This is a genomic window from Micromonospora halophytica (assembly GCF_900090245.1).
GTDB classification, from domain to species: Bacteria; Actinomycetota; Actinomycetes; order Mycobacteriales; family Micromonosporaceae; genus Micromonospora; species Micromonospora halophytica.
The window spans coordinates 242,925-267,731 of sequence record NZ_FMDN01000002.1; the positions used below are offsets into that span (position 1 = coordinate 242,925).

Here is a 24,807-nt window from a genome sequence, read left to right on the forward strand (position 1 = left end):
AGCGAAACAGGTGCAGAGGTGTTGCAACGCGATCACCGGTGGAGTAACTGTGTAGTGCTGCTCAGTGACAGTCCGCAACGGAAGGTGCCGTGATGGCCCTGAAGCGACACCGCTTGGCCCATCGGCGAAAGACAGTCGGCCACACCCAGGAGAGTCTCGCGGAGAAACTCGGCGTGGACCGCACCACCGTCGTTCGATGGGAACGCGCCGAGTCGGAGCCCCAACCATGGGTCCGACCTCGGCTCGCCGACGCGCTGGGGGTGTCACCGGACGAACTGAGTGGGTTGCTCGCCGACGTCGGCACTGCCCGCACGCAACGCAGCGACCGGCTGTCCGCCGTGTTGAAGAATCCTCGAACAGTCGATCTTGCTGCTGTCGCACGGCTGCGACAGGAGCTTGCCCAGCTGATCGACAGCTACGACGCCAGCCCCTCCATCACGATCCTGCCGGATGCCAGCCGCTTGCACAGCGAGGTCAGCCTTCTGCGCGCACACGCTGCTGGCCAGGCTGTCCGACACGCCCTGCGTGACGTTGAAGCAGCAGCCTCGATCTTCATGGGTCAACTCGTCTGGGACGCGTCGCAACGGCGGAACGCCCAGGCAGCGCTGACCTACTACGACCAAGCGGCACATGCCGCGAAGCAGAACAAGGACCCCGAGGCAGAGGCACAGGCACGACTTCGCCGAAGTTTCATAGCGCTCTACAGCGAGGGCGATCCGAAAAGTGGCCTCGCACAAGCAGCCCAGGCCGCCCAACTCGCCTCTCGATGCCGTAACCACGCCTTGTCCGCCCTGGCTCTGCTTCACGTCGGCGAGGCAAACGCGATGATGGGCGAACGCTCCGTCTGCGAACGAGCCCTCGGCCAAGCCGAGAACCACCTGGGCCGCATAGACGGAGATGACGGAGCCGGCGCACTGACCTCAGCCGGACAACTCAACCGACTGGCCGGCTCCTGTTACCTCCTCCTCGGCGAGCCCAAGCGAGCTCAGTCTCTCCTCGAAGCCGTCCCGTCCGGCATCCAGAAGCGCAGGAAGTCGCACGCCATCGTCCTCGGCAATCTCGCGTTGGCCCATCTTCGGCAGCACGACCTCGACGGCGCGACCGAGACGCTGCACCAGGTGATCGACGCAGTCGAGGAGACCCGCGGCGGCGGAGCGGTCAACGTCCTGTTCGCCGCCGGCCGAGAGCTGCGACCATGGCGAGACCGACCAGACGTCCAGGAAATCATGGACCGGACGCTCGCGCTGATGTCGTCTTGAGGAGGCGCATGGACATCGAGAAGGCAAAACGCGAGGTACGCGAAGCCATCTGGTCACGACTGGACCAGGCTGGCCAGTCGCTTCCCCCAGGCGCTCACGGACGTATCCCCAACTTCGTCGGAGCCGAACTGGCCGCCGAGCGGCTCGCGAATCATGAGGCCTGGCGTAGCGCCAGCGTCATCAAGTCCAACCCGGACACGGCTCAACTGCCGGTGAGGTTGCGGGCGCTTGCCGACGGCAAGCTCCTCTACATGGCGGTGCCGAAGATCGCCGACATCCGGCCCTTCTACCTACTCGATCCGGCCAACCTCAATGCAGCACCCGCCGAGATCGCCACTGGCAGCGGCGCGGCGGGCCACGCGCGGAAGGTCGGCATCAGCGAGATGCGGCCGGTGGATCTGGTGGTGTGCGGCAGCGTCGCCGTCAACCGTGACGGCGCACGGATCGGAAAGGGCGCAGGCTACTCCGACATCGAGATCGCCCTGCTCACCGAGGCCGGCTTGGTCGGCCCATCCACCATCCTCGCGACAACCGTGCATCCTTTGCAGGTCGTAGACGGTCCGCTACCTCAGGCACCACACGATTTCGGCATGGATCTCATTGTCACACCCGACGAGCTGATCAGATGCCACGCACCTCGGCGACCAGAGGGAATCCTATGGGCCAGTCTGACTCAGGAGAAGATCGCGGCAATCCCGACACTTGCTCACCACCCTCAGCGGAGCTGACCCAGGTCCCGCCGAAGCAGAGTCGCTGCATGAGCAGTACGTGGGCGGCGCTGATCGTCATCGACATGCAGAACGGGTTCATCAACGACCAGAGCCGACACGTCATCCCCAAGGTCGTGGAGCTGGTCGAACGGTGGGAGGCGACGGGCCGACCTGTCGTCTTCACCCGCTACCACAACTACCCGGACAGCCCTTTTGAGAGGCTGATCCACTGGTCAAAGGTGCAGCACGCGCCGGAGACGGAGATCGTGCCCGAACTCGCCCCGCACGTCCCACGGGCACGAGCGGTGATCGACAAGCGCATCTACTCGTACTTTACCTCCCAAGGTGCCGACCTCGCCGTACAGGAAGGCTGGACGGACCTCGTCTTCTGCGGTGTTGCCACCGAAAGCTGCGTGCTCAAGTCAGCGGTCGACGCCTTCGAGCGAGAGTTCACGCCGTGGCTCGTGACAGATGCCTCTGCCAGTCACGGCGGTCCAGCCGCTCACGATGCCGGCCTTCTGGTGGCCCGCCGCTTCATCGGAGCCGGACAACTCATCGGCTCGGACCAGGTCAGCAAGCAGTTCGATTGACCAGCATCCGGGCGCCCGGAGCTCTTCCTGCCGGAGCCGCTGTCACCGACCCCGCACACCGGGCCTGCCTCGAGCGTCACACCCGGGCCTGGGCGAGGTCGCGGCCGGCGGTGGCTCGAATGGTCCGGGGCCAGGTCCATGCGGCGCGCAGGATGAAGGCCAGGAGCAGCAGCTCGAGTCCGATGGAGAGGCCGTAGAAGTAGAAGTAGGTCCAGGACTCGCCCTCCGCGTTGTACACCGAGACGGGGATGTAGAGCGTTGCCACGACGAGGTTGGTGGCGCGGTTGACACGGGCGGGGAGTGTCGTGGAGAGCAGGATCATGAGGATCGGGATGGCCATGAGCGTGAGTGCAAGGGCGACAAAGGTTGGGCCGGTGTCGAACTCATGAACGACGCCGACCAGGATGTCGTCGATGAAACCGGGCTTGTACAGGGCGAGGTAGTCGACGTAGATGTAGAGGAACATGAAGCTGGCCCAGGCCGCGGCGAGCTTCGCCTGCACCGGGATGTGCGCTTCCCGCAGCGCACCGGCTGGTCTGTCGGTTCTGGTCATCACGTCTCCTGTGTGCTGGCGTCAGCCGGGTCGGCTCACTCGATGCTTTAACCATGACCAGCGTTGACGGGTACCACCTCCGCTTGCGGGCTCGTGCTGTCCTGCCCGCAGGCACGGGACATCCGCAGTACTTTCGACTGATCCGCCCGAGCGACGGCCCCCTTACGTTGTCCGGGAGGGGGAAGCATGCTTGCTGGGATCTGGGCTGAGCCTCGCCCCGCACGCCCGCCGGTGCGGGTCTGGCGGGACTGGGCGCTGTCCTCGACTCTTGTCGCGATCTCGCTCGTCGAGGTACTGCTGCGCGACGACAGGGCATGGGCGCCGCTGCTGGTCGGTGTCAGCGTCGTGGTCGCGGCGTGCCTGCTGTGGCGACGCACGCGGCCGCTGGCCGCAGTCACCGTTGCCTTCGGAGCCGTTCTCGCGTTCGACATCGCGAGGATCGCGGTCATCGATGCCACCGGTCTGCTGGGCATCGCAGGGCTGCTTGTGTTGCCCTACGCCCTGCTGCGCTGGGGGGCAGGTCGCGAGGCTGCCCTCGGACTCGGCATCATCCTCATCTGGCTACCCGTCACCCTCATCGCTGAGCCGACCTCACCCGCGGAGAAGGTCGCCGGTTACGGCTTCTTCCTGTTCTCGGCCGCGCTCGGCGCGGCAGTGCGCTACCGCACCAGAAGTTACGACCGCGACATCGAGCAGGTGCGGCTTCACCAGCGCAACGAACTCGCCCGCGAGCTGCACGACACGGTCGGCCACCGCGTCTTGGCCATCGCCGTCCAGGCACAGGCAGGTCGCGCGCTGTCCGCCGCAGATCCGAAGCGCGCGCTGGCCACCCTGGTCACCATCGAGGAAGAGGCGTCCCGGACGCTCAAGGAGATGCGAGCCCTCGTGGGCGTGCTACGCGACGGAACGGACGCCGATCTCGCCCCCCGGCGAGGGGTGGTGGACGTCGAACGACTCGCTCGTCCCGGCGGCGAGGTGCTGGGCGTCCGCGTGCAGGTCTCCGGTGACGTCGAGGCCGTTGAGCCAGCAGTCGGCACCGCCCTCTACCTGATCGCCGCCGAGGCGGTCACCAACGCGACCCGCCACGCCTCCGGCGCCACCCACGTCACCGTCGACGTCACCGCATCCCGCAGCCAGGTGCACCTGCGAGTGCGCGATGACGGCGAGGCGAGTACGACCAGCTCCCCGCTCGCCGGCTACGGGCTGCGCGGCATGACCGAGCGGGCGAGCCTGCTCGGCGGCACCCTCCGGGCGGGACCTGACCCGGACGGCGGCTGGAGCGTCGACGCCTCGCTGCCTCGGACAGCGCGCGCGTCATGACCATCCGCGTGCTGGTCGCTGACGACCAGGACATCGTCAGGGCAGGGCTCTGCATGATCTTGGACGCCCAACCGGGCATCGCCGTCGTCGGCGAGGCCGCCGACGGCCGCCGGGCGATCGCCATGGCCCGTTCGCTACGTCCCGACGTGTGCCTGCTGGACATCCGCATGCCCGAGGTCGACGGGATCGAAGCCACCCGCCAGCTCGCCGGGGCCGACGTCGCCGATCCTCTGGCCGTCGTCGTCATCACCACTTTCGACCTCGACGAGTACGTCTACGGGGCGCTGAAGGCAGGCGCCCGAGGTTTCCTCCTCAAGGACGCCGGCGCCGAGATGCTCACCCAGGCCATCCATGCCGCCGCCCGCGGCGACGCCCTGATCGCACCGAACATCACCGCGAGGCTCCTGTCCTCCTTCGCGAACAGCCGCTCGCGCTCGGTGCCACCTGAGCCTGTCGAGCCGCTGACCGCTCGCGAGGAACAGGTCCTGCTGGCTGCCGCTCGCGGGCGGACCAACAGCGAGATCGGCGATGAGCTGTCCATCAGTCTCAGCACCGTCAAGACCCACATCGCCGCCCTGATGCGCAAGCTCAACGCCCGCAACCGCGTCGAGATCGTCGTGTGGGCCTACGAGACACGCCGCGTCGACACCTGATCGGCGCCCGCACCCCGTGACCGATGTCCCCCAGCCTTGGAAACCCGACTCGCTCCTGGGCCCCATGTCGCTGACCTTGTGGCATCACCGGCGCGAGGAAACCGCCATTTCGCCGATATGGTGACTCTGGCCCGGCCGACCGGCCTCAGTCGGCCTGGGCGGCCAGTTCGCGGGCCCGGTCCCGGGCGGCCTCCAGCGCGGCCAGCAGCGCCGCCCGTACACCGTGCTTCTCCAACTCGCGGACGGCGGAGATGGTGGTGCCGGCGGGCGAGGTGACCGCCTCGCGGAGCTTGACCGGGTGCTCGCCGGAGTCGCGCAGCATCACCGCCGAGCCGATCGCGGTCTGCACGATCAGCTCGTGCGCCACCTGCCGGGGCAGGCCGAGCAGGATGCCGGCGTCGATCATGGCCTCGACCAGCAGGTAGAAGTACGCCGGGCCGGAGCCGGAGAGCGCGGTCACCGCGTCCTGCTGGGACTCGGGCACCCGGACGGTGGACCCGAGCGGCGAGAACATCTCCTCGGCGAGGGCGAGGTGCTCGCCGGTGGCGTGCGCGCCGGCCGAGATCGCGCTCATCGCCTGGTCGACCAGGGCCGGGGTGTTGGTCATCACCCGCACCACCGGGGTGCCCTCGGGCAGCCGGCGGGCGAAGAAGGTGGTGGGCAGGCCGGCGCAGAGCGAGATGACCAGCTTGTCGGCCGGCACCTTGGGGCCGATCTCGTCCAGCAGCACGCCCGCGTCCTGCGGCTTCACCGAGATCGCCAGCACCGCCGCCTCCTCGACCGCGGTGAGGTTGTCCACCACCCGTACGCCGTACCGGGCGGTCAGTTCCTCGGCGCGGGCCGGGCGACGGGCGGTGGCCAGCAGCCGTTCCACCGGCCAGCCGGACCGGAGCAGCCCGGAGAGCATCAACTCGCCGATCTTGCCGGCGCCGATCACCGCGACCGTGTGCCGGGCGGGTGCCATCGGTCGTACCCCTTCCGTCGCGGGGGCCGGCGGCGCGGCGGGTGTCCCTGCCGCGCCGCCGGTCCACGGGCGATCAGCTGCCGAAGAAGACCTCGGCCTCGGCGTACCGCTCCAGCGGCACGGTCTTCAGCTCAGCCGTGGCGTCGGCCAGCGGGACCCGGACGATGTCCGTGCTCTGCATCGCGACCATCTTGCCCCAGTCGCCCTCGTGGGCGGCGTCGATGGCCTGCAGGCCCAGTCGGGTGGCGAGCACCCGGTCGAACGCGGTGGGGGTGCCACCGCGCTGGATGTGGCCGAGCACGACGGTGCGGGCCTCCTTGCCGGTCTTCGCCTCCAGCTGCTCGGCGAGCCACTGGCCGATGCCGCCGAGGCGGACGTGGCCGAACGCGTCGAGCTCCTGGTTGTGCAGCACCATCTGGCCGTCCAGCGGCTGGGCGCCCTCGGCGACCACCACGATCGGGGCGTACTGGTGCTGGAAGCGCTTCTCGACGTAGCCGGCGACCTGCTCGACGTCGAACTGCCGCTCCGGCAGCAGGATCACGTTGGCGCCACCGGCGAGGCCGGCGTGCAGGGCGATCCAGCCGGCGTGCCGGCCCATCACCTCGACCACCAGGGTGCGGTGGTGGCTCTCGGCGGTGGTGTGCAGCCGGTCGATCGCCTCCATGGCGATGTTGACGGCGGTGTCGAAGCCGAAGGTGTAGTCGGTGGCGCCGAGGTCGTTGTCGATCGTCTTCGGCACGCCGATGACGTTGACGCCGAGCTCGTGCAGCTTGGTGGCGACGCCGAGGGTGTCCTCGCCGCCGATCGCGATCAGCGCGTCCACGCCCTGCGCGGCGAGGTTCTCCTTGATCCGCTGCACGCCGTTCTCGATCTTGAACGGGTTGGTGCGGGACGAACCGAGGATGGTGCCGCCGCGCGGCAGGATGCCGCGGACCTCCGCGATGCCCAGCGGCCTGGACAGCCCCTCCAGGGGACCCTTCCAGCCGTCCTTGAAGCCCACGAACTCGTGACCGTAGCTGGCGACGCCCTTGCGGACCACCGCCCGAATGACCGCGTTGAGACCTGGGCAGTCGCCGCCGCCGGTGAGCACGCCGATACGCATGATCTGCTCATCCTCCTGGAGCATCAGGTGAAGCCCGGATAAGCCCCAGGATATGTGTCGGATCAGACCATCGGCGCCGTTGCCGGCCCGGGGCGGGCCGTCAGTGCGAACTGTAGTCGCCGCAGGCGTACGCCGACACCGCGCCCCGGCCGGTCCCACCCGTCGAGTGGGCTACCGGTCAGTAGCTGACCTCGTGGTTCTGCCCCGCCTCCGGCGACCTGCCGGTCACCGCCGGCCCGACAGGTTGACCACGGTGCCGCCCGGGGCGTCCCAGTACTCCGCCGAACTGGCGTGCACCTTGATCAGGGTCAGGCCGGGGGTGTCCAGGCCGTCGGGGAACCACGCCTTGAGCACCGGATTCCACAACTGCTCGGCCTTCGCCCGGTCGTACGCCTCCTGGGCGGTGCCGGAGACGGACACCCAACAGTGGTGCTTCTGGTCGGAGAAGGCGACGTCGACCTCCGGGTTCACCCGGATCTGACGCACCTTGGCCGAGTCGGCGTAGGCGAAGAACCACAGGTCGCCGTCGAACTCGGCCTCCTGCAACGCCATCGGGCGGCTCACCAGGCGGCCGTCCACCCCGATCGTGGTCAGCATGCCGATCCGGGCGTCCCGGATCAGCTCGGTCACCCGACGGCGGGCGTCGGCGGTGCCGGTCGGTTCCCTGGTCATGTCGCAACCCCCTCCGGTGCGGTTCGCCGAACGGTGCCCGGGACGGAAGGGGTCAAACCTGAGGGAAAGCAGCGATCGGGACTCAGCCCGTCATCGCCCGCCAGCGGGCCAGGTTGTGCCGGGCGTCGACCAGGGCGTCGTGCCGGTCGGCGTCGGCGTCGGGCAGCCTCGGCCGGCCCCGGTCGTCCCAGAGCTGGCGCAGGTCCTTGGTGAACCGGGGGATCTCCCGGGGCAGCGCCGGCATCGCCCCCCAGAGCTGGGCCAGCACCACGTGGTCGTACGCGGCGTACCAGGCCCAGAGTTCGAGCTGCTCGCCCGGGCGGTCACGGATCGGCTCCATCAGGAAGTCGTACAGCTCGTCGCGGATCCGCTCCCGGGAACGCCAGGCCCGATCGGCCGGGGACGGGAGCTTGTCCAGCACGTTGCGGCGTACCCAGGGCACGGCGCGGGAGTCGTCGAACTCGGTGGAGACCGCGTAGAACTCGCGGCCGTACTCGTCGACGACACCGATCGAGACGAGGTCGACGATCCGGCCGTCCTCGATGAATTCGCAGTCGTAGAAGTAGCGGTAGGCCATCGCCCCCATCCTCGCCCATTACCGAACGGCACCGCCGCGCGGGGGCGCACCGGACCCGGCCGATCGGCCCGACCGCACCTCAGCCGGGTGGTCCGTCGCAGCTCGGGAGTGTCACGGAGACGATTTGAGGGGTGTACAGCAAGCTACCGGGCCGTCATGATCTGATGTGTACCGCTACCGGACGCCGACCGGGTTCACCACCGGTCAGGGGCCGTCAGGTTCACCCGGTGAGCGAGTTGTGGGTCCGTGACCGGGGAGGGGTTGGGCCGTGGAGATGCGCCTGCCGGAGCCGGGTGACGCCCTCACGGGCGTGGAACTGTTCGCGGGGCTGGAGCCGGAGGTCCGCCAACGGGTCATCGCCGCGGCGGTGCCGCGCACGTACCGCAAGGGCCAGCTGCTCTTCGTGGAGAACGACCCGGGCGAGTCGCTGATCGTGCTGCGCCGCGGGGCGGTGGCGGTCTTCCGCACCGCGCCGACCGGCGAGCGGGCGGTGCTGTCGGTGATCCGACCGCCGGACGTGCTCGGCGAGGTCTCCCTGCTGGACGCCTCGACCCGCTCGGCCTCCGCCGAGGCGATCGAGGACTGCGCGGCGCTCGCCCTGTCCCGACCCGCCTTCATGGAGCTGGTGCACTCCAACCCGCGCATCCTCGACGCGGTGATGCGCTCGCTGGGCGGCCTGATCCGCCGGCTCACCGAGCAGAACGCCGACCACGTCTTCCTGGACCTGCCCGGCCGGGTGGCCAAGACCCTGGTCCGGCTCGCCGGCGAGAGCCAGGCCCCGATGATCACCATCGAGCTCAACCAGAGCCAGCTGGCCGAGATGGCCGGCGGCTCCCGGCAGAGCGTCAACCAGGCGATCGGCTCCTTCGCCAACCGGGGTTGGCTGCGCACCGAGGGCCGGCGGATCGTGGTCACCGACGTCGCCGCGCTGCGTCGCCGCGCGGGGATGGCCGAGCGCTGACCGTCGCGGTCCCGGCGCGACCACACACCTTCCTGCGTACGCGAAGAAGGACGCGGCCGACGGACCGTGGGGTCCGCCGGCCGCCCGGGTGAGTCAGTTGGTCGTGTCGTCCGCGGGCGGGGCGCCCGGGCCGGGACCGATCTTCTCCGGCGGGGTGCCCGGACCCGGACCGATCTTCTGCGGATCGGTCGTGGTGCTCGTGGTCGTGCCGGTGTCCGAGGCCGTCTGGCCGTCGGGGTTCTCCACCATGCCCTGCTCCTCCAGTCTGGCGAGAGTGACCGCGTCGACGTCGACCGTCTCGCCCGGTGACCGGACGGTCCCGCCCGGGTCGGTCCAGTAGGCGGACAACCGAACCTGCACGGCACTCTCCTGACGGTGAACTTGTCTTGTGAGGAACACTAGTGTCGGCTGATCAGCCCCGGGGTCGGCCCGCACGTCGGGTACCCGACTGGATCAGCTCCGCGCGATACTGGGGTCTCCCCACGTACGGAGTTCGACATCGACCTCAAGTGTGGACACTGCTCCCGGGTGGCAGGGCCGGACGACCGCTTCTGTGGCGGCTGCGGACAGGCGCTGTCGCTCGGCTGTGCGTCGTGCGGGCACGGCAACAACCCCGAGGCGAACTTCTGCACCAACTGCGGGCAGCCGCTGCGGGACCACGCCGTCGTGGTGCAGGAGGACCGACGCCAGGTCAGCGTGCTGTTCATCGACATCGTCGACTTCACCGCGTACGCCGAACGGGCCGACCCGGAGCAGGCACGCAGCCTCCAGCAGGCCTACTTCGCCACCGTCCGCCGGCTGGTCCACCAGTACGGCGGAGTGGTGGAGAAGTACATCGGCGACGCGGTGATGGCGCTCTTCGGCGCCCCGGTCGCCACCGACAACGACGCTCTGCGCTGTGTGCGGGCCGGACTGGAACTGCAGCGCAGCCTGGCCCGGCAGGCCGCCGGCCCGCAGCCGCCCCTCGGCTTCCGGGTCGGGGTGGCCACCGGCGAGGCGCTGGTCGACCTCTCCGCCACCCGCGACGGCGGCCAGGCCTTCGTCACCGGCGACGTGGTCAACACCGCCTCCCGGTTGCAGGCGCTCGCCCCGCCGGGCGGGGTGGTCGTCGACGAGAGCACCTGGTCGGCCACCCGGCACGAGATGGAATACGCCGACCGTCCACCGGTGACGCTGCGCGGCCGGTCGGCGGTCAGCCGGATCTGGCTCGCCGTCCAGGCCCGGCCGCGTACCGACCCGCAGTCCGCCGAGCTGACCCCGATGATCAACCGGGAGCATGAGCGCGGCCTGCTGGTCAGCGCCCTGCACCGCACCGTCACCGAGCGCGTGTCGCAGCTGGTGACCGTCTTCGGACCGGCCGGGGTGGGCAAGAGCCGGCTGCTGCGGGAGCTGTCCCGGCACGCCGCCAACCTCCCCGGACACCGGGTCACCTGGCTGGTCGGGCAGTGCCCGCCGTTCGGTGAGAACGTCACGTACGCCGCCCTGGCCGACATCGTCAAGAGCTGGGTGGGCCTGCCCGAGGGCGACGATCCGGAGGCGCTGCCCGACCGACTGCGGACCCGGCTGGCCCAGCTCGGTGAGCCGCACGGCACCCGGCTGGCCGGGGCGCTCGGCCCGCTGCTCGGCGTGCCCGGGGAGCGGCTGGCCCCGGGCGAGGCGGAGGCCGCCTGGCGACGGTTCCTGCTCGCCCTGGCCGCCCAGGGCCCGACGGTGCTGGTCTTCGAGGACATGCACTGGGCCGACCAGCCGATGCTCACCTTCGTCGAGCAGCTCGGCGCGTCCGCCCGGGGCGTACCCCTGCTGGTGGTCGCGACCGCGCGGCCGGAGCTGCGGGAGCGGCACCCGGCCTGGACCGGCACGATCAGCGGCACCATGTCCATCTCGGTGCCGCCGATGCACGACACCGACATCGACACCCTCTACTCGCTGCTGCTGGGCCAGGCCACCCTGCCGGCGTCCGCGCGGGCCCCGCTGATCGAGTTCGCCGACGGCAATCCGCTCTACGCCCAGGAGTACGCCCGGATGCTGCTGGACGGCGGGCTGCTGGAACCGACCGTCCGGTTCGACCCGGCCGGGACGTCGGGCATGCCGCGCACCGTGCAGGCGGTCATCGCCAACCGGCTCGACCTGCTCGACCCGGCCGACCGGGCGGTGCTGCAGGCCGCCGCCGTGGTTGGCGTGCAGTTCTGGCCAGCGCCGGTGGCGGGCGCGCTCGGCCGGCCGGCGGAGTGGGTGGAGCGGGCGCTGGACCGCCTCCAGCGCCGCGACATGGTCTACGAGCTGCCCAGCTCCACCATGCCCGGCCAGCCCGAGTACCGGTTCCGGCACATCCTGGTGCGCGACGTCTGCTACCAGCGGCTGCCCCGTGCCGAGCGGGTGCTGCGGCACCAGCGCACCGCCGACTGGCTGGAGCAGCTCGCCGACGGTCGCCAGCAGGACCTGGCCGAGGTGTTGGCCAACCACCGCTGGACGGCGCACGAGATCGCCCGCATGGTCGGCCTGGACCCGACGCCGTACGCGCGCGACGCCCGCGCCGCCCTGCACCGGGCCGCCCGCCGGGCGTACGCGCTGCACGCGCTCGACAACGCGGCGACGCTGGTCTCCCGGGCCCTCTCCGTCGGCGGTGAACCCGACCCGGCGCTGGAGCTGTTCGACGCCGAGCTGGCCCTGTACCGCGACGGTGACTCGTTCCTGGTGGACGGGGGCACCCGCACGCTGACCGCGCTGGCCGGCCGGCTGGCCGACGCCGGTGACCGGACCGGCGAGGCCCGGGCCTGGACGCTGCTGGCCACCGCGGCGTGGAGCCGTGCCGACCGCGCCGAGACGCTGCGCTGCCTGGACCGGGCCATCGGCATCTACGCCGAGCTGCCGGACACCGAGGAGAAGGCGGAGGCGCTGCTCGAGCTGGCCCGGGTGCGGATGCTCAACGCCGAGACCGACCCGGCCTGCGAGGCCGCCCGGTCGGCCGCCGAGCTGGCCGAGCGGATGGCGCTGCCGGAGGTGCAGGCGAACGCCCGGATCACCCTGGCGGTGGCCCGGTACATGGCCGGCGAGCAGGACGCCTACGCCGCGCTGGAGGACGTCGCCCGGCACTGCCGGGTGGAGCGGCTGAGCAGCCGGCGGCGGGCGCTGCAGAACCTGGCCTGGGCGGCGCAGGAGGAGGGCGACCTCACCGGTTCGGCGCGGCTGGTGCAGGAGCAGCGGTCCCTGGACCCGGGCGGCGGCCACGGCATCGCGACGAGCTTCGCCGACCAGTGGGCGCGGGCGTACTACGCCGGGGACTGGGTGGCCGCGCTGGAGATGGCGGCCGAGTCCACCCGCCGTCCGACCGCGGAGTGGGACCTGCACATCGTCGCCGTCTCCGGCTGGATGCGGCAGCTGCGGGCCGACCCGGACACCGCGACCGTCGCGCCGCCCGACGACGGCGGGCCGGATCTCGTGGCGCGGGCGGTGGCCGCCGCCCGGCGCAGCGGCTTCCACCGGGTGCTGCGGTCGACGCTGGCGCACGCCGCCCTCTGCCTGGCGGTGCGCGGTTCGCGCGGCGAGTCGATGCGGCTGCTCACCGAGCTGGACGAGGACTGGCGGCGCAGCCGGATGATCCCGTTCGCGGAGTGGGTGCCGGCGGTCGGCCACGTCGCCGTCGTGCTCGGCCCGGAGGCGGCCCGGCTGGTGCGCGACATGCTCACCCGGGCACCGCGGATGACCCCGTGGGCGCTGGCCGCCGGGCAGGTCGCCGACGCCACCCTGGCGGTCGCCGAGGGGGACGCGACCACCGCCGGCCGGCTGTTCCGGTCGGCGGCCGACAGCTACGCCCGGATGACCGACATCACGGACCACGCGCTCACCACCGCGCTGTCGGTGCCGGCGTTGGCCGCCGACGACCCGGTGCGGGCGGCGGAGGCCCTGGCCCGGGTACGCGACTTCGCCGCGCGCACCGGGGCGTCCGGGCTGCTCCGGCTCGCCACGCCCGGCCCGGCCGGACCCACCTGATCCCGGAGCGCGCCCGGGACGGCGCTCAGGCGGCGACGGGCTGGCGCTCCACGGGCTCGGCCGGCGGCTGGTTCTTCAGCTTGGCGGCGTACATGTCGACGTACTCGCGGCCGGAGAGCTCCATCAGCTCGTACATGATCTCGTCGGTGACCGCGCGCTCGACGAACCGGTCGCCGGACATCCCGGCGTAGCGGGAGAAGTCCAGGGGCGCGCCGAAACGGATCCGCACCCGGGCGACCTTGGGGATGAGCTTGCCGGTGGGCTGGATCTCGTCGGAGTTGAGCATCGCCATCGGCACCACCGGGGCGCCGCTGTCCAGGGCGAGCCGCGCCACCCCGGTCTTGCCCCGGAAGAGCCGCCCGTCCGGTGACCGGGTCCCCTCCGGGTAGATGCCGGCGATCCCGCCGGCCCGCAGCACCCTCAGCTGGGTGTCCAACGCGGCCTGGGCGGCCCGTCCACCGGAGCGGTCGACCGGGATGCAGCCGGTGCCGGCGAAGAACGCCTTGGTCAGCCAGCCCTTGATGCCCTTACCGGTGAAGTATTCCGCTTTGGCGATGAAAGTGACTTTTCGCGGTACGACCAGCGGCGTGAAGATCGAATCGGAGAAGGAGAGGTGGTTGCTGGCGAGGATCACCGGTCCGCTCCCGGGCAGGTGGTGCAGCCCCTCGACCTGCGGACGGAAGATCAGCCTGAGCAGTGGGCCGAGGAGAATGTGCTTCATCAGCCAGTACAGCAAGGGGGTCCTTCCGGGGCAGCAGGTGGCGGGCGACACCACCGCCGGTCGGCCGGGCGGGCGCCGGGGAACCCCGGCGACCCGGCCGCAGGCGCCTCGGCGGGCGGGATCGTCGGCTCTGAGCCTACGAACCGGGAGCGGCACGCCACAACGCACTCCCGGAACAGGGTCCTGACGTGTCACGATTCAGGGCACGGCGTACGGGGCGCCGACACAACCGCCGAGGAGGATGTCCGGTGTCAGCGGGTGGGGCCCGCCGGGGACGGCGGGACAACGGGCTCGACGCGAGCGAGTACGCCGTCGCGGGCGACGTCGATCCGCGTGTCGGCGAGCATCTGCTCGACGTGCTCGCCGCCGGCGGCATCGCCGCGTACCTCCAGCCCTCCGCCGACCTGAACCCGGTCACCCGGACGACCACCGTGCCGGCCCGACCGACGGACCGGCTCTACGTCGACCGCTCGCACCTGACCACCGCGCGCGACTACCTCACCCAGCTGACCGACGAGGCGAGCCCCGAGCCGCCACGCACCGAGCCGGACGTCGACGCCGAGTGGGACCGCATCGTCGCCGCGTTCCACACCGCCCCGGCCGCCGGCAGCCACCCCTGGCCGGACGCCGAGGACGTCGACGACCCCGCCGAGCAGCCCGGCCGCGCCGGTGCCGCGGCGACCCGGGCCGAGGAGTCCACCGGCCCCACCGCCACCGACGTGCGGCGACTGCCGTACGCGGGGGACATCTCCGGGATCTCGCTCGGGCGGGAGCGGCACGACGAGCCCTCCCTGCTGGACGGGCTGGACACCTTCGGCGCCGACCTTCCGGGCGACCCGGAGGAGGGCTACACCCCGCCCCCACCGCCGCCACTGCCCCGGATCTCGAAGTACGCCGTGGTCGGCGCGCTGTCGATCGTCCTCGGCTTCGTCCTCTTCCTGAACCCGTCGCTGCTGCCGGTGGACGCCTCGGTGGTGACCCTGCTCGGCTTCACCGGAATCCTCGCCGGCTTCGTCACGCTGATCTGGCGGCTGCGCCCCGGCGACGAGGACGACCACGACCCGGACGACGGCGCCGTCGTCTGACCCCGCCGACCCGGCTCCCGATGATCGAGGAAGAGCGTCACGCTCCGCTGTGCCCGCATCGCGGGACGCCACCGGGTGTCCCGTCCCACGTAACAGGGGTGTAACTTACGGTCAGTAGGAATACGGCTGTACGTCACTTCCCCCACCGACTGCCCGGTTGTTCCTTTCTTCCTCGTGGCGGTCGGCCACTGCGGATCGGAATGCCCGAGATGCGACAGAGTTCCCTCGTGGTGGTGGCCAACCGGCTTCCCATCGACGACAGTGTGGCCCCCGACGGCGCCTGCGAATGGCGCCGCAGCCCCGGAGGTCTGGTCAGCGCGCTGCACCCGCTGCTACGGCACACCCCGGCCACCTGGGTGGGCTGGGCCGGCGGGACCGGTCCCGCGCCCGCCCTCCCCGACGTCGACGGCGTGCGCATGCACACCGTCCCGCTCGACGCGCAGGACCTGCGCGACCACTACGAGGGCTTCGCCAACGCGACGCTCTGGCCGCTCTACCACGACGCCGTCGAGCAGCCCGAATACCACCGCCGCTGGTGGGAGGCGTACCAGCGGGTCAACCAGCGGTTCGCGGAGGCGGCCGCCGGGGTGGCCGAACCGGGCGGCCTGGTCTGGGTGCAGGACTACCACCTTCAGCTCGTCCCCGGGATGCTCCGCGAACTCCGCCCCGACCTGCGGATCGGCTTCTTCCTGCACGTGCCGTTCCCACCGCCGGAGCTGTTCATGCAGTTGCCCCGACGCGCCGAACTGCTGCGCGGGATGCTCGGCGCCGACCTGATCGGCTTCCAGCGGGCCCAGGCCTCGCACAACTTCGCCCAGCTCGTCGCCAAGGTGCTCGGCCTACCGGCCACCGACCGGCGGATCAGCGTCGACGACCGGGTGGTGCGGATCGGGGCGTACCCGGTCTCCATCGACACCGCGGAGATGGCCGCGCTGGCGGGCCGTCCGGACGTCACCGCCCGCGCCCGCCGGCTGCGGCACGATCTGGGCGACCCGGAGCACGTGATCCTCAGCGTCGACCGGATGGACTACACCAAGGGCATCGAGCAGCGGCTCAAGGCGTACAGCGAACTGCTGGCCAGCGGGGACGTCAAGGTCCGGGACACCGTGCTGGTCCAGGTCGCGGTGCCCAGCCGGGAGCGGGTCGCGCAGTACCAGATCCTGCGGGAGCGGGTAGAGCGCGAGGTCGGGCGGATCAACGGCGAGTTCGGCCGGGTCGGCGAACCGGCGATCCACTACCTCACCCAGCCGTTCGACCGCACCGAGCTGGCCGCTCTCTACCGGGTCGCCGACGTGATGGCGGTGACTCCGCTGCGCGACGGGATGAACCTGGTCGCCAAGGAGTACGTCGCCGCCCGGGTCGACGACTCCGGCGCGCTGCTGCTCAGCGAGTTCGCCGGCTCGGCCGCCGAGCTGGAGCAGGCGTACCTGGTCAACCCGCACGACCTGGAGGAGCTCAAGCGGGTGCTGCTCTCGGCGCTACGGGCCGCCCCGGAGGACGCCGGCGACCGGATGCGGGCGATGCGCGCGCACCTGCACCGCCACGACATCCGGGCCTGGGCCCGCTCCTACCTCAGCGCGCTGGACGAGACCGGCTCGCTGGTACGCCGGCTCAGCAGCTCGGGCTGACCCCCACCCGGCCGTCCCGCCCGACCGCCCGGTCGCTCCGGCCACCTCACCTCGGCCCGCCCCAACCCGGTAGCCCGGTGGCCCGGTGGCCCCAGGCCGCCGGGGCCGGGCCGCCGGGGCCGGGCCGCCGGGGCCGGGCCGCCGGGGCCGGGCCGGTGAGGCCGGGCCGGTGAGGCCGGGCCGGCTCGCGCAGCACCCGACCCATCTCACTGTCCGTGTTGCTCCCGCCGGAAGGGGCTCTGCGCTCCGGACACTTTGCTCTGCAGCCATTGACGCACCAGTGACGCACCGTTGCTGGCGCGTCGGTGGGTGCAGAGCAAAGCGATGAGGGAGGAGTATCGGTCGTCGCCGAGGCGGACCACATCTTCCCTGGTCAGCTTCTCGTGGCCGAGTTCAACCGACCGATGTCACCGCACGGAGGCCATCGGCCGTCACTGAACGTCACCCATCGACCTGAACCCGACGGCATTCACTCAAAGTGATGACTAAGGTTGCCGGCCCCCGCCGCCGCGGGGGGGGGATGGCGACGGCCGCGCTGTCGGCTTGCCCGGTTCGACCGTTGCTCGTCCCATTCGACCAGGGACGGCCGGAAGCGCCGACGCCGGCACTGCCGACCGTCAGCACGCGGTCGGCGGCGACCGGGCCTAGGCGTCCGCGCGGCGGCCAGGAGCAACCCGCGCCGGTCACGCCCGCTGCGGCTCCTTGACCAGCCAGTCGAGAATCGCGTCGATCGGCTCCCGCCAGCGGGCGTCGAGCATCAGGTCGTGCCCCATGCCGGGAAAGAGCAGCGGAGCCGAGCCGTACCGCCGGGCGGCCCGGGCCAGCGCCGCCGGCGGCACCACCCGGTCGTCCGGGCTGCCCAGCACCAGCACCGGCGGACGACCCACCGCCGGCTCCGCCTCCCGACCGGCCAGCAGCTGCCACTGGGCCCGCCGGGCGACCCGACCGAGCTGCGCGGCGTACCGCCGGGCGTCGGCGTCAGGCAGCTCACGGCTGAACAGCTGCCGGCGGTGCAGCTTCAACGGGCCACCGACCAACGCGGGCAGCGTGCCCACCGGATTGCGGCGCAGCGCGGTGGCGGCCGTCGACCAGCCGCCCATCACCGGCGCGGCCAGGACCGCGGCCCGGGCCGGATAACGCGCCATCGCGTGGGACACCACCAGCGCCCCGGCGCCGTGCCCCACCAGCACCGCCTGGCGCGGCAGGCCCGCCGCCACCTGGACCACGTCATGGGTGTACGCCCGCAGCGTCGCCTCCGGCGCCCGCTCGCTGCCGCCGTGCCCGCGCAGGCTCACCGCGTACGCCGGGAAGCCGCGCGACGCGGCGTGCTCCAGCCAGTGCTCGGCGAACGCCCACGCCCCGTGCCCGAACCCCGGTACGAAGAGCAGCGGCGGCCGCCCCTCCTCCAGCTCCGGGGCCGCGCCCAGCACCTCGCGCCGGACCGGGCGGACCGGACGGGCCCACTCCCGCCCCCGCAGGATCCGCACCCGCTCGTTCGTCGCGCTCACCGGCCGGCCTCCAGCTCGTCGAGGGCGCGCTGCACCGCGCGCAGGTAGTCGGCGTGGCCCACCTCGAACCAGTGCCGGCTGCTGTCCTTGACCTTGCCCGAGTACCGCTCCCCCGCGCCGGCCTCCACCCGGGACGCGAACGCGGCGGCCCGCTGCGGCCGGGCCAGCCGGGCCTGGAGCAACCGGGCGAAGAGGACGGTCTGCCAGTGCGACAGGGTGAACACGCCGGAGTCGGGCTGCAACAGGCCGGCCACCGCGAGGGTCGGGTACCCGGGGGCGAAGGCGTTCAGCCACAGCCGGGGGCGGCCCGAGGCGTCGGAGTCCCCGAGCACCTTCGGGTCCAGGAACTCGAAGCGCGGCAGGTAACCGGTGGCGAAGACGACCAGTTCGGGATCGATCTCCCGACCGTCGGTGAGGGTGACGCCGCCGCCGTGGAACCGGGCGACGTCGGGCACCGGGGCGATCCGGCCGTGGCCGACGTAGTAGACGAGCTGGCTGTTGGCGATCGGGTGGGTCTCGTACACCCGGTGGTCCGGCTTCGGCAGGCCGAAGCGGGTCAGGTCGCCGACGGTCAGCCGCAGTGTCCGGTGGTAGAGCCACTGCCGCAGGCGCAGCGGCACCCGCAGCATCAGCAGCAGGTCGTTGACCTGGTCGGCGGGGCGACCGAGGACGTACTTCGGGGCGTACCAGTAGCCGCGGCGGGTGGAGTGCCAGCAGCGGGACGCCTGCTGTGCGGCCTCGACCGCGATGTCGCAGCCGGTGTTGCCGGCGCCGACCACCAGCACCCGCTTGCCGCGAAGCTGGGCCGGGTCCTTGTACGACGAGGCGTGCATGACCTCGCCCCGGTACTCCGCCAACCCCTCGTAGGAGGGCAGCTTCGGCGACCAGTTGTGCCCGTTGGCGACCACCACGGCGGCGTACCGGGAGGTGCGCTCCGGGCCGTACCCGCCGGTGCTGCGGGTGGTGACGTCCCACCGGTCATCGGCCACCGGCTCGACCCGGACCACCTCGGTGCCGAACCAGATGTGCCGGCGCAGGTCGAAGTGGTCGGCGTACCGCTCGAAGTAGGACAGCAGCTGGCTGTGGTGCGGGTAGTCCGGCCAGGAGTCCGGCATCGGGAAGTCGGGGAACTGGGTGAACGGCCGGGACGAGATCAGGTGGGTGCTGGCGTACACCGGGCTGCGGTCGTGCCGCCAGTTCCACGCGCCGCCGACGCCGGTCTCCCGCTCGTAGCAGTCGACGCCGAAGCCGTGCTCGGTGAGGTTCTTGATCGCGGTGAGGCCGCTGGCGCCGGCACCGATCACGCAGACCGTGTCACCCCGGTCGGAGACCGGGCGGCCGTCCCGGCTCAGGGCGAGCGTGGTGGTCTCCGGATCGGGCCGGCCGTGCTCGGTGGAGGGGGGCACCGGGGTATCTCCTTATGTGCGGCACGAACGCCGGTTCGACGGGCAATCCTCCCCGTACCCGGAGCCGGTTGTCCAGCCCGGCATTCCGGGTCCGGACGACCCGGGTCCGACCGCCGCGCCGGGAGCGGCGACCGGGGCCCGCGGGCGTACCGTCAGTCGGTGACCGGCAGGAGCAGGTCGGCCAGGACCGGGAAGTGGTCGCTGGCCCGGCGGGTCAACGGGGTGTCCACCACGTCGTAGTCGAGCACCGTCACCCGGGGGTCGACGAAGAGCGCGTCGATGCGGCGGCGGGGGTTGGCGCACGAGTAGGTGTGCCGGTCGGCGGCGTCGGCGGCGACCGCCGCGTCGGTCAGCCCCTCCCCCACCGTCCGCCAGGGGACGGAGTCCGGGCCGTCGTTGAGGTCCGCGCCGAGGACCACCGGCAGCCGCGCGGCCGCCAGTTCCCGCTTGAGCAGCGTGGCCTGGCCGGGACGCTCCGCCGGGTCGGTGGACAGGTGCGAGCCGGCGAGCAGGAAGCGCGCCCCGCCGACCCGGCACTCGGCGTACGCGGCGCCGCGCAGGTGCCGTCCCGGGGTGAGCGGGAAGCGCTGGCACCGGGTGCCGGTCACCCGCACCCGGAGGCTGGTCAGCAGCAGGTTGCCCAGCGAGGGCAGACCCCCGGCGGCCACCACCAGTCCGAACGACTCGGCCAGCGCGGCCGACTTCTGCCGCCAGCGGAACCGGCGCGGGGCCTCCTGCACGATCACCACGTCGGGCCCGGCCTCGCGGACCACGGCCGCCAGCGCAACCGTGTCGTCACGCTGGCTGTGGACGTTGTACGACACCACCCGCAGCCGCACCCCGCCGGCCGGCTCCCCGTCGCCGGCCGGGGTCCCGGCGGCGGTCACAGCCGACGGGCGAGGTCGGCGGCGCCGATGACACCGGCGCTGTTGCCCAGCTCCGCCGGGCGGATCTCGGCGACGGGCAGCCGGCTGCGCTGGGCCAGCGCGTCGTTGAACGAGCGCCGGGTCGGGCCGAGCAGCAGGTCACCGGCGTCGACCACGCCGCCGCCGACCACCAGGACCTGCGGGTCGAGGATCTGGGCCATGTCGGCGAGGCTGGTGCCGAGCCAGCGGCCGACCTGGGCGAACGCCTCGGTGGAGACCGGGTCGCCGGCCTGCGCGGCCGCGGTGACCATCGGGCCGGTGACCGCCTCGGCCTCGCCCCCGGCCAGCTCGAGCAGGGCGGTGGCCCGCTCCGGCTCCTGGCGGGCGGCGGCGCGGGCGAAGCGGACCAGGGCGCTGCCGCTGGCGTACTGCTCGATGCAGCCGAGCCGGCCGCAGCCGCACTGGTGGCCGTCCGGGACGGTGAGCATGTGGCCCAGCTCGGCGGCGATGCCGTTGGCGCCGCGGACCAGCTCACCGCCGAGCACGATGCCGCCGCCGACACCGGTGCCGATGGTGAACATGACCATCGAGTCCTCGGCGTCGCGGGCCGCGCCGTAGCGGAACTCGGCCCAGGCGGCGACGTTGCCGTCGTTCTCGACGATCGCCGGCAGGCCGGTGGCTGCGCTGACGTACTCGCGCAGCGGCTCGTCCCGCCAGGCCAGGTTGGGAGCGAAGAGCACGGTGGAGCGGGAGGCGTCGATCCAGCCGGCCGCGCCGATGCCGACCGCGTCGACCTGGTACCTGGCGGCGAGCTCGGTGACCAGCTCGATGATGACGTCGCGGGTCTTGCCGACGTCGTCTGCGGGGGTGTCCCGTCGGGCCTGCACGAGAACCTTGCCGGTGTCGTCCACGACACCACCGGCCACCTTCGTGCCACCGACGTCGACTCCGATGGTCAGCGTCACCGCTGCCACTCCCCTCTGCTGTGCTGCCCGACATCGGCCGAACCGGCCGTGCGATGTCGGATGTCCGGTGATCAGGCCCCGTCGCCTGGTGCGTCCCCGCCTGCGCCGGCCGGCGCACGCGAGGCGGGCACCACCGGACGGTCGGCCGTCGGCCGGATCTGGGCCGGCGCGACCGGCCCGGCGTCGTCGACGGGCGGGGCGGCGGCGGCCGGCACGACCGCGTCCTCCGCCCGGGTGGCGGCGGACCAGACGTCCCGCTCCGGCGCCGACGGAGAATCATGCCCGGTACGGGTGGCCTCGCGCCACACGTGGTCGGCGTCGGGATCGGTCGGGGCGGCGTCCCCGGTCGCTCCGGTGGCGCCGCCGGACGCCCGGTGGGATGCTTCCCCGCCACCGGCCGAAGCGAACGCCCGCATCAGGCTGGCGATCCCGGCGGCCAGATCGCCCACACCGGTGGCGAGTCGCTCGGCGAATTCCGGACTCGGGTCACGCAACGCCGCGATACCGCGGCAGACCGGACAGATGCAGCACTCCGGTGTTCCGGTGGCGAATCCCCCGGCCCCGGCACCCTCTCCCGCCTGCCGGGACGTGCCGGCGCTGTGACCGAGGACACCCGAGATCATCCCACCGAGCGGACCCCACGGGCCCGCCCCGTGGCCGGCCGAGGCCAGCCGCGCCGTGGCGAGCAGCGTGGCGACCAGCCGCTCGGCCTCCTCCCGGGCAGAGCCCGGCTCCGTACCCCCCATGACGGGCTCCTCCACCGTGCGGCCGGCCGGCGCGTCACTGTGCCGTGCCGGGTGCCTCTACCCGGCGTTTGAGCTGCTTCAACGCCGTATCCATGATCATTTTCTCGGCCTTGCGGCGGAACATCCCGAGCATGCCCACCGACAGCTCCACCTCCAGGGTGTACGTCACGGTGGAGGTGCCGTCCGGGCTGCCGACGATGTCGTACGACCCGCGCTGCGACTTCTGCATCTTCGACGGCGCGACCAGGTGCCACTCGACGCGGGACAGGTCCTCGGCGTACTCGTAGGCGAGCACGTACTCGTCGGCCATCACCCCGGCGTCGATGGTGAACCGGACCTGGCTGGCGTAGCCGTCCTCGTACTCCTCGATCACCTCCGCCTGCCGCACCGCCTCGGTCCACTCGGGGTAGCTCGGGAAGTCGCAGATGACCGCCGCCACGCGCTCCGGTGGCGCACCGATGACGATCGACTGGGTGGAGGAGTCCGCCATGGGGCGAGGCTACCCGGAGCGACCCCGCAGCGCGCCGCTCCACCCCCGCCGCGCCGAGCGCGCCGGGCCCTCCCGGGTGGCCAGGTCCGCCCCGACGCCCGGGCGTCCCACCTACCGGGCAGGCAACCTCCCTGGCCAACCCACCCGGGTGTGCAGGTAGGTTTCGTCAGAGCCGACCCGCCGTGGCGGCCGGCCCGGCCAGTGCGAGCACGAGGGAGTGCAGGTGCGCGAGTTCTCCGTTCCGCCGATCGTCACCGTCGGCGACGCGGCCAACCTGACCGACCCGGTCTGGGACAACGCCGAGGTCGCCCCGGACGCGGTGCAGTTCGTCCGCCCCGCTCCGGCCGGCGCCGGCGTCCGCTGGGCGGACGTGACCTGCCGCGAGTTCCGCGACGAGGTCGTCGCGGTGGCCCGGGGCCTGGCCGCGGCCGGGGTCAGCCCCGGCGACCGGGTGGCGCTGATGAGCCGCACCCGGTACGAGTGGACCCTGCTGGACTACGCCATCTGGGCGGCCGGCGCGATCACCGTGCCGATCTACGAGACCTCCAGCGCCGAGCAGGCCGCCTGGATCCTCGCCGACTCCGGGGCGGTCGCGGTCGTGGTCGAGTCGAACGCGCACGCCACCCTGGTCGCCGGGGTCCGCGACCGGCTGCCCGGGCTGCGCCACCTGTGGCAGATCGAGCTGGGCGGGGTGGACGAGATCGTCACGCTGGGCGCCTCGGTGGACCCGGTCGAGATCGAGCGGCGGCGCAAGGCGGTCCACGCCGGCGACATCGCCACGATCATCTACACCAGTGGCACCACCGGCCGCCCCAAGGGCTGCGTGCTGACCCACCGCAACATGTACGCCGACATCGCCAACGCGGTGCCGGTGCTGTCGAACCTCTTCCGGCCCGGCGCGTCGACGCTGCTCTTCCTGCCCCTCGCGCACGCCTTCGCCCGACTCATCCAGATCGGCGTGGTGCAGGCCCGGGCCACCATGGCGCACTGCGCGGACACCAAGAACCTGGTCGCCGAGCTCCAGGAGTTCCGGCCGACCTTCGTGCTCTCCGTGCCCCGGGTCTTCGAGAAGGTCTACAACGGCGCCCGGCAGAAGGCCGAGGCGGAGGGCAAGGGCAGGATCTTCGACAAGGCGGAGCGGGTCGCCATCGCGTACAGCGAGGCGCTGGAGACCGCCGACGGGCCGGGCCTGGCTCTGCGGGCCCAGCACGCGATCTTCGACAAGCTGGTCTACCGCAAGCTGCGCGCCGCGCTCGGCGGGCGGTGCCGCGACGCGATCTCCGGGGGCGCGCCGCTCGGCGCCCGCCTCGGGCACTTCTTCCGCGGCATCGGGGTCACCATCTGCGAGGGGTACGGCCTGACCGAGACCTCCCCCGCGGCCGCCGCCAACCTGCCCGGCGCCACCCGGATCGGCACCGTCGGCCGTCCGCTGCCCGGCGTGACCATCCGGATCGACGACGACGGCGAGATCCTGATCGCCGGTGACCTGATCTTCCAGGGCTACTGGCAGAACGAGGCGGCCAGCGCCGAGGCGCTCACCACCGACGGCTGGTTCCGCACCGGCGACCTGGGGCGGCTCGACAGCGAGGGCTTCCTGAGCATCACCGGCCGGAAGAAGGAGATCATCGTGACGGCCGGCGGCAAGAACGTCGCCCCGGCCGTGCTGGAGGACCAGGTCCGGGCGCACCCGCTGATCAGCCAGTGCCTGGTGGTCGGCGACCGGCAGCCGTTCATCGCCGCGCTGGTCACCGTCGACGAGGAGGCGCTGCCGAAGTGGCTGGCCGCGCACGGGCGACCCGAGGACACCCCGGTGGCCACCCTCTGCGACGACGAGGCACTGCGCGCGGACATCCAGGGCGCGATCGACCAGGCCAACCAGTCGGTCTCCAAGGCCGAGGCGATCAAGGTGTTCCGGATCCTGCCCCACGACTTCACCGAGGCGACCGGCGAACTCACCCCGTCGCTCAAGGTCAAGCGCCAGGTGGTGCACAAGACGTACGAGTCTGAGATCGCCGACATCTACCGAAGCTGACTACGATCC

Annotated in this window: 23 protein-coding genes; 10 read left to right on the plus strand and 13 right to left on the minus strand. The window is 72.1% G+C overall.

What is annotated here, in order from left to right; all coding sequences use genetic code 11:
* The first annotated feature begins 92 nt into the window (after window positions 1-92).
* Genes GA0070560_RS03780 through GA0070560_RS03790 form a run of 3 tightly spaced genes read left to right on the plus strand, consistent with a single transcriptional unit; the run spans window position 93 to window position 2,559 of the window.
* Window positions 93-1,259 (plus strand): helix-turn-helix domain-containing protein, encoded by a 1,167-nt coding sequence (locus GA0070560_RS03780; protein ID WP_091291369.1) that lies wholly within the window; start codon window positions 93-95, stop codon window positions 1,257-1,259.
* A gap of 8 nt (window positions 1,260-1,267) precedes the next feature.
* Window positions 1,268-1,987, plus strand: a complete 720-nt coding sequence (locus GA0070560_RS03785) for a 5-formyltetrahydrofolate cyclo-ligase (RefSeq protein ID WP_091291372.1) — start codon at window positions 1,268-1,270, stop codon at window positions 1,985-1,987.
* A gap of 29 nt (window positions 1,988-2,016) precedes the next feature.
* Window positions 2,017-2,559, plus strand: a complete 543-nt coding sequence (locus GA0070560_RS03790; protein WP_091291375.1) for a cysteine hydrolase family protein — start codon at window positions 2,017-2,019, stop codon at window positions 2,557-2,559.
* 76 nt (window positions 2,560-2,635) lie between these two features.
* Here GA0070560_RS03790 and GA0070560_RS03795 read toward each other — a convergent pair whose 3' ends face one another.
* On the minus strand, window positions 2,636-3,112 hold the full coding sequence (locus GA0070560_RS03795) for a DUF6326 family protein (RefSeq protein WP_091291378.1): 477 nt from the start codon (window positions 3,110-3,112) through the stop codon (window positions 2,636-2,638).
* A gap of 186 nt (window positions 3,113-3,298) precedes the next feature.
* Between GA0070560_RS03795 and GA0070560_RS03800 the strand changes: the two genes are divergently transcribed.
* A complete protein-coding gene (locus tag GA0070560_RS03800; RefSeq protein ID WP_091291381.1) occupies window positions 3,299-4,432 on the plus strand; it encodes a sensor histidine kinase in 1,134 nt (377 codons plus the stop codon).
* A complete protein-coding gene (locus tag GA0070560_RS03805) occupies window positions 4,429-5,085 on the plus strand; it encodes a response regulator (RefSeq protein WP_091291383.1) in 657 nt (218 codons plus the stop codon). Before GA0070560_RS03800 ends, GA0070560_RS03805 begins: the two co-directional genes overlap by 4 nt.
* A gap of 145 nt (window positions 5,086-5,230) precedes the next feature.
* On the opposite strand, the gene proC is transcribed toward GA0070560_RS03805, so the two are convergent.
* The 4 genes from proC to GA0070560_RS03825 all read right to left on the minus strand — a co-directional run bounded on the left by proC (window position 5,231) and on the right by GA0070560_RS03825 (window position 8,400).
* Entirely contained in the window at window positions 5,231-6,049 is an 819-nt protein-coding gene (gene proC / locus GA0070560_RS03810; RefSeq protein ID WP_088975307.1) for a pyrroline-5-carboxylate reductase, read from the minus strand.
* A gap of 73 nt (window positions 6,050-6,122) precedes the next feature.
* On the minus strand, window positions 6,123-7,151 hold the full coding sequence (locus GA0070560_RS03815) for a 6-phosphofructokinase (protein ID WP_091291921.1): 1,029 nt from the start codon (window positions 7,149-7,151) through the stop codon (window positions 6,123-6,125).
* A gap of 225 nt (window positions 7,152-7,376) precedes the next feature.
* Window positions 7,377-7,823: a pyridoxamine 5'-phosphate oxidase family protein gene (locus GA0070560_RS03820; RefSeq protein ID WP_245675339.1), complete on the minus strand. Its 447-nt coding sequence runs from the start codon at window positions 7,821-7,823 to the stop codon at window positions 7,377-7,379.
* Between the two features lie 82 nt (window positions 7,824-7,905).
* Window positions 7,906-8,400, minus strand: a complete 495-nt coding sequence (locus GA0070560_RS03825; RefSeq protein ID WP_088975309.1) for a polyadenylate-specific 3'-exoribonuclease AS — start codon at window positions 8,398-8,400, stop codon at window positions 7,906-7,908.
* A 268-nt stretch (window positions 8,401-8,668) separates the two neighbouring features.
* Between GA0070560_RS03825 and GA0070560_RS03830 the strand changes: the two genes are divergently transcribed.
* Window positions 8,669-9,361, plus strand: a complete 693-nt coding sequence (locus GA0070560_RS03830; protein ID WP_091291386.1) for a Crp/Fnr family transcriptional regulator — start codon at window positions 8,669-8,671, stop codon at window positions 9,359-9,361.
* Window positions 9,362-9,454: 93 nt separating this feature from the next.
* Here the strand turns inward: GA0070560_RS03830 and GA0070560_RS03835 are convergent, their stop codons facing one another.
* Window positions 9,455-9,721 carry a hypothetical protein gene (locus GA0070560_RS03835; RefSeq protein WP_091291388.1) on the minus strand — a complete coding sequence of 89 codons (267 nt, stop codon included), beginning with the start codon at window positions 9,719-9,721 and terminating at the stop codon, window positions 9,455-9,457.
* Window positions 9,722-9,859: 138 nt separating this feature from the next.
* On the opposite strand from GA0070560_RS03835, the gene GA0070560_RS03840 reads away from it, so the two are divergent.
* Window positions 9,860-13,351, plus strand: a complete 3,492-nt coding sequence (locus tag GA0070560_RS03840; protein ID WP_139131432.1) for an adenylate/guanylate cyclase domain-containing protein — start codon at window positions 9,860-9,862, stop codon at window positions 13,349-13,351.
* Window positions 13,352-13,376: 25 nt separating this feature from the next.
* Here the strand turns inward: GA0070560_RS03840 and GA0070560_RS03845 are convergent, their stop codons facing one another.
* Window positions 13,377-14,087 carry a lysophospholipid acyltransferase family protein gene (locus tag GA0070560_RS03845; RefSeq protein WP_091291394.1) on the minus strand — a complete coding sequence of 237 codons (711 nt, stop codon included), beginning with the start codon at window positions 14,085-14,087 and terminating at the stop codon, window positions 13,377-13,379.
* Between the two features lie 233 nt (window positions 14,088-14,320).
* Between GA0070560_RS03845 and GA0070560_RS03850 the strand changes: the two genes are divergently transcribed.
* Entirely contained in the window at window positions 14,321-15,157 is an 837-nt protein-coding gene (locus GA0070560_RS03850) for a DUF308 domain-containing protein (protein WP_091291397.1), read from the plus strand.
* A 209-nt stretch (window positions 15,158-15,366) separates the two neighbouring features.
* The gene (locus GA0070560_RS03855; protein WP_091291926.1) at window positions 15,367-16,785 is read left to right on the plus strand and encodes an alpha,alpha-trehalose-phosphate synthase (UDP-forming); all 1,419 of its coding nucleotides are present in this window, start codon (window positions 15,367-15,369) and stop codon (window positions 16,783-16,785) included.
* A 683-nt stretch (window positions 16,786-17,468) separates the two neighbouring features.
* Here GA0070560_RS03855 and GA0070560_RS03860 read toward each other — a convergent pair.
* From GA0070560_RS03860 to GA0070560_RS03885, 6 genes are all read right to left on the minus strand, one after another.
* Entirely contained in the window at window positions 17,469-18,293 is an 825-nt protein-coding gene (locus GA0070560_RS03860; protein WP_091291399.1) for an alpha/beta hydrolase, read from the minus strand.
* Window positions 18,290-19,699, minus strand: coding sequence for a flavin-containing monooxygenase (locus tag GA0070560_RS03865; RefSeq protein WP_091291401.1), 1,410 nt, complete (start codon window positions 19,697-19,699; stop codon window positions 18,290-18,292). Before GA0070560_RS03865 ends, GA0070560_RS03860 begins: the two co-directional genes overlap by 4 nt.
* 152 nt (window positions 19,700-19,851) lie before the next feature.
* Complete coding sequence (locus tag GA0070560_RS03870) at window positions 19,852-20,586, minus strand: endonuclease/exonuclease/phosphatase family protein (protein WP_425412596.1); 735 nt, start codon at window positions 20,584-20,586, stop codon at window positions 19,852-19,854.
* On the minus strand, window positions 20,583-21,530 hold the full coding sequence (locus GA0070560_RS03875) for an ROK family glucokinase (protein WP_091291403.1): 948 nt from the start codon (window positions 21,528-21,530) through the stop codon (window positions 20,583-20,585). Before GA0070560_RS03875 ends, GA0070560_RS03870 begins: the two co-directional genes overlap by 4 nt.
* A 71-nt stretch (window positions 21,531-21,601) precedes the next feature.
* Window positions 21,602-22,276, minus strand: coding sequence for a hypothetical protein (locus GA0070560_RS03880; RefSeq protein ID WP_091291405.1), 675 nt, complete (start codon window positions 22,274-22,276; stop codon window positions 21,602-21,604).
* A gap of 34 nt (window positions 22,277-22,310) precedes the next feature.
* Window positions 22,311-22,766: an SRPBCC family protein gene (locus tag GA0070560_RS03885; RefSeq protein ID WP_091291407.1), complete on the minus strand. Its 456-nt coding sequence runs from the start codon at window positions 22,764-22,766 to the stop codon at window positions 22,311-22,313.
* A gap of 223 nt (window positions 22,767-22,989) precedes the next feature.
* On the opposite strand from GA0070560_RS03885, the gene GA0070560_RS03890 reads away from it, so the two are divergent.
* Complete coding sequence (locus GA0070560_RS03890) at window positions 22,990-24,798, plus strand: AMP-dependent synthetase/ligase (RefSeq protein WP_091291931.1); 1,809 nt, start codon at window positions 22,990-22,992, stop codon at window positions 24,796-24,798.
* Window positions 24,799-24,807: the final 9 nt, after the last annotated feature.

What these genes read in the sequence shown, in the direction of transcription:
- GA0070560_RS03855 (WP_091291926.1), top strand. Translation starts at nt 15,367, where the DNA reads ATGCGACAGAGTTCCCTCGTGGTGGTGGCCAACCGGCTTCCCATCGAC.
- GA0070560_RS03820 (WP_245675339.1), bottom strand. Translation starts at nt 7,823, where the DNA reads ATGACCAGGGAACCGACCGGCACCGCCGACGCCCGCCGTCGGGTGACC.
- GA0070560_RS03805 (WP_091291383.1), top strand. Translation starts at nt 4,429, where the DNA reads ATGACCATCCGCGTGCTGGTCGCTGACGACCAGGACATCGTCAGGGCA.
- GA0070560_RS03785 (WP_091291372.1), top strand. Translation starts at nt 1,268, where the DNA reads ATGGACATCGAGAAGGCAAAACGCGAGGTACGCGAAGCCATCTGGTCA.
- GA0070560_RS03815 (WP_091291921.1), bottom strand. Translation starts at nt 7,151, where the DNA reads ATGCGTATCGGCGTGCTCACCGGCGGCGGCGACTGCCCAGGTCTCAAC.
- GA0070560_RS03880 (WP_091291405.1), bottom strand. Translation starts at nt 22,276, where the DNA reads ATGGGGGGTACGGAGCCGGGCTCTGCCCGGGAGGAGGCCGAGCGGCTG.
- GA0070560_RS03885 (WP_091291407.1), bottom strand. Translation starts at nt 22,766, where the DNA reads ATGGCGGACTCCTCCACCCAGTCGATCGTCATCGGTGCGCCACCGGAG.
- GA0070560_RS03825 (WP_088975309.1), bottom strand. Translation starts at nt 8,400, where the DNA reads ATGGCCTACCGCTACTTCTACGACTGCGAATTCATCGAGGACGGCCGG.
- GA0070560_RS03795 (WP_091291378.1), bottom strand. Translation starts at nt 3,112, where the DNA reads ATGACCAGAACCGACAGACCAGCCGGTGCGCTGCGGGAAGCGCACATC.
- GA0070560_RS03800 (WP_091291381.1), top strand. Translation starts at nt 3,299, where the DNA reads ATGCTTGCTGGGATCTGGGCTGAGCCTCGCCCCGCACGCCCGCCGGTG.
- GA0070560_RS03790 (WP_091291375.1), top strand. Translation starts at nt 2,017, where the DNA reads ATGAGCAGTACGTGGGCGGCGCTGATCGTCATCGACATGCAGAACGGG.
- GA0070560_RS03780 (WP_091291369.1), top strand. Translation starts at nt 93, where the DNA reads ATGGCCCTGAAGCGACACCGCTTGGCCCATCGGCGAAAGACAGTCGGC.
- proC (WP_088975307.1), bottom strand. Translation starts at nt 6,049, where the DNA reads ATGGCACCCGCCCGGCACACGGTCGCGGTGATCGGCGCCGGCAAGATC.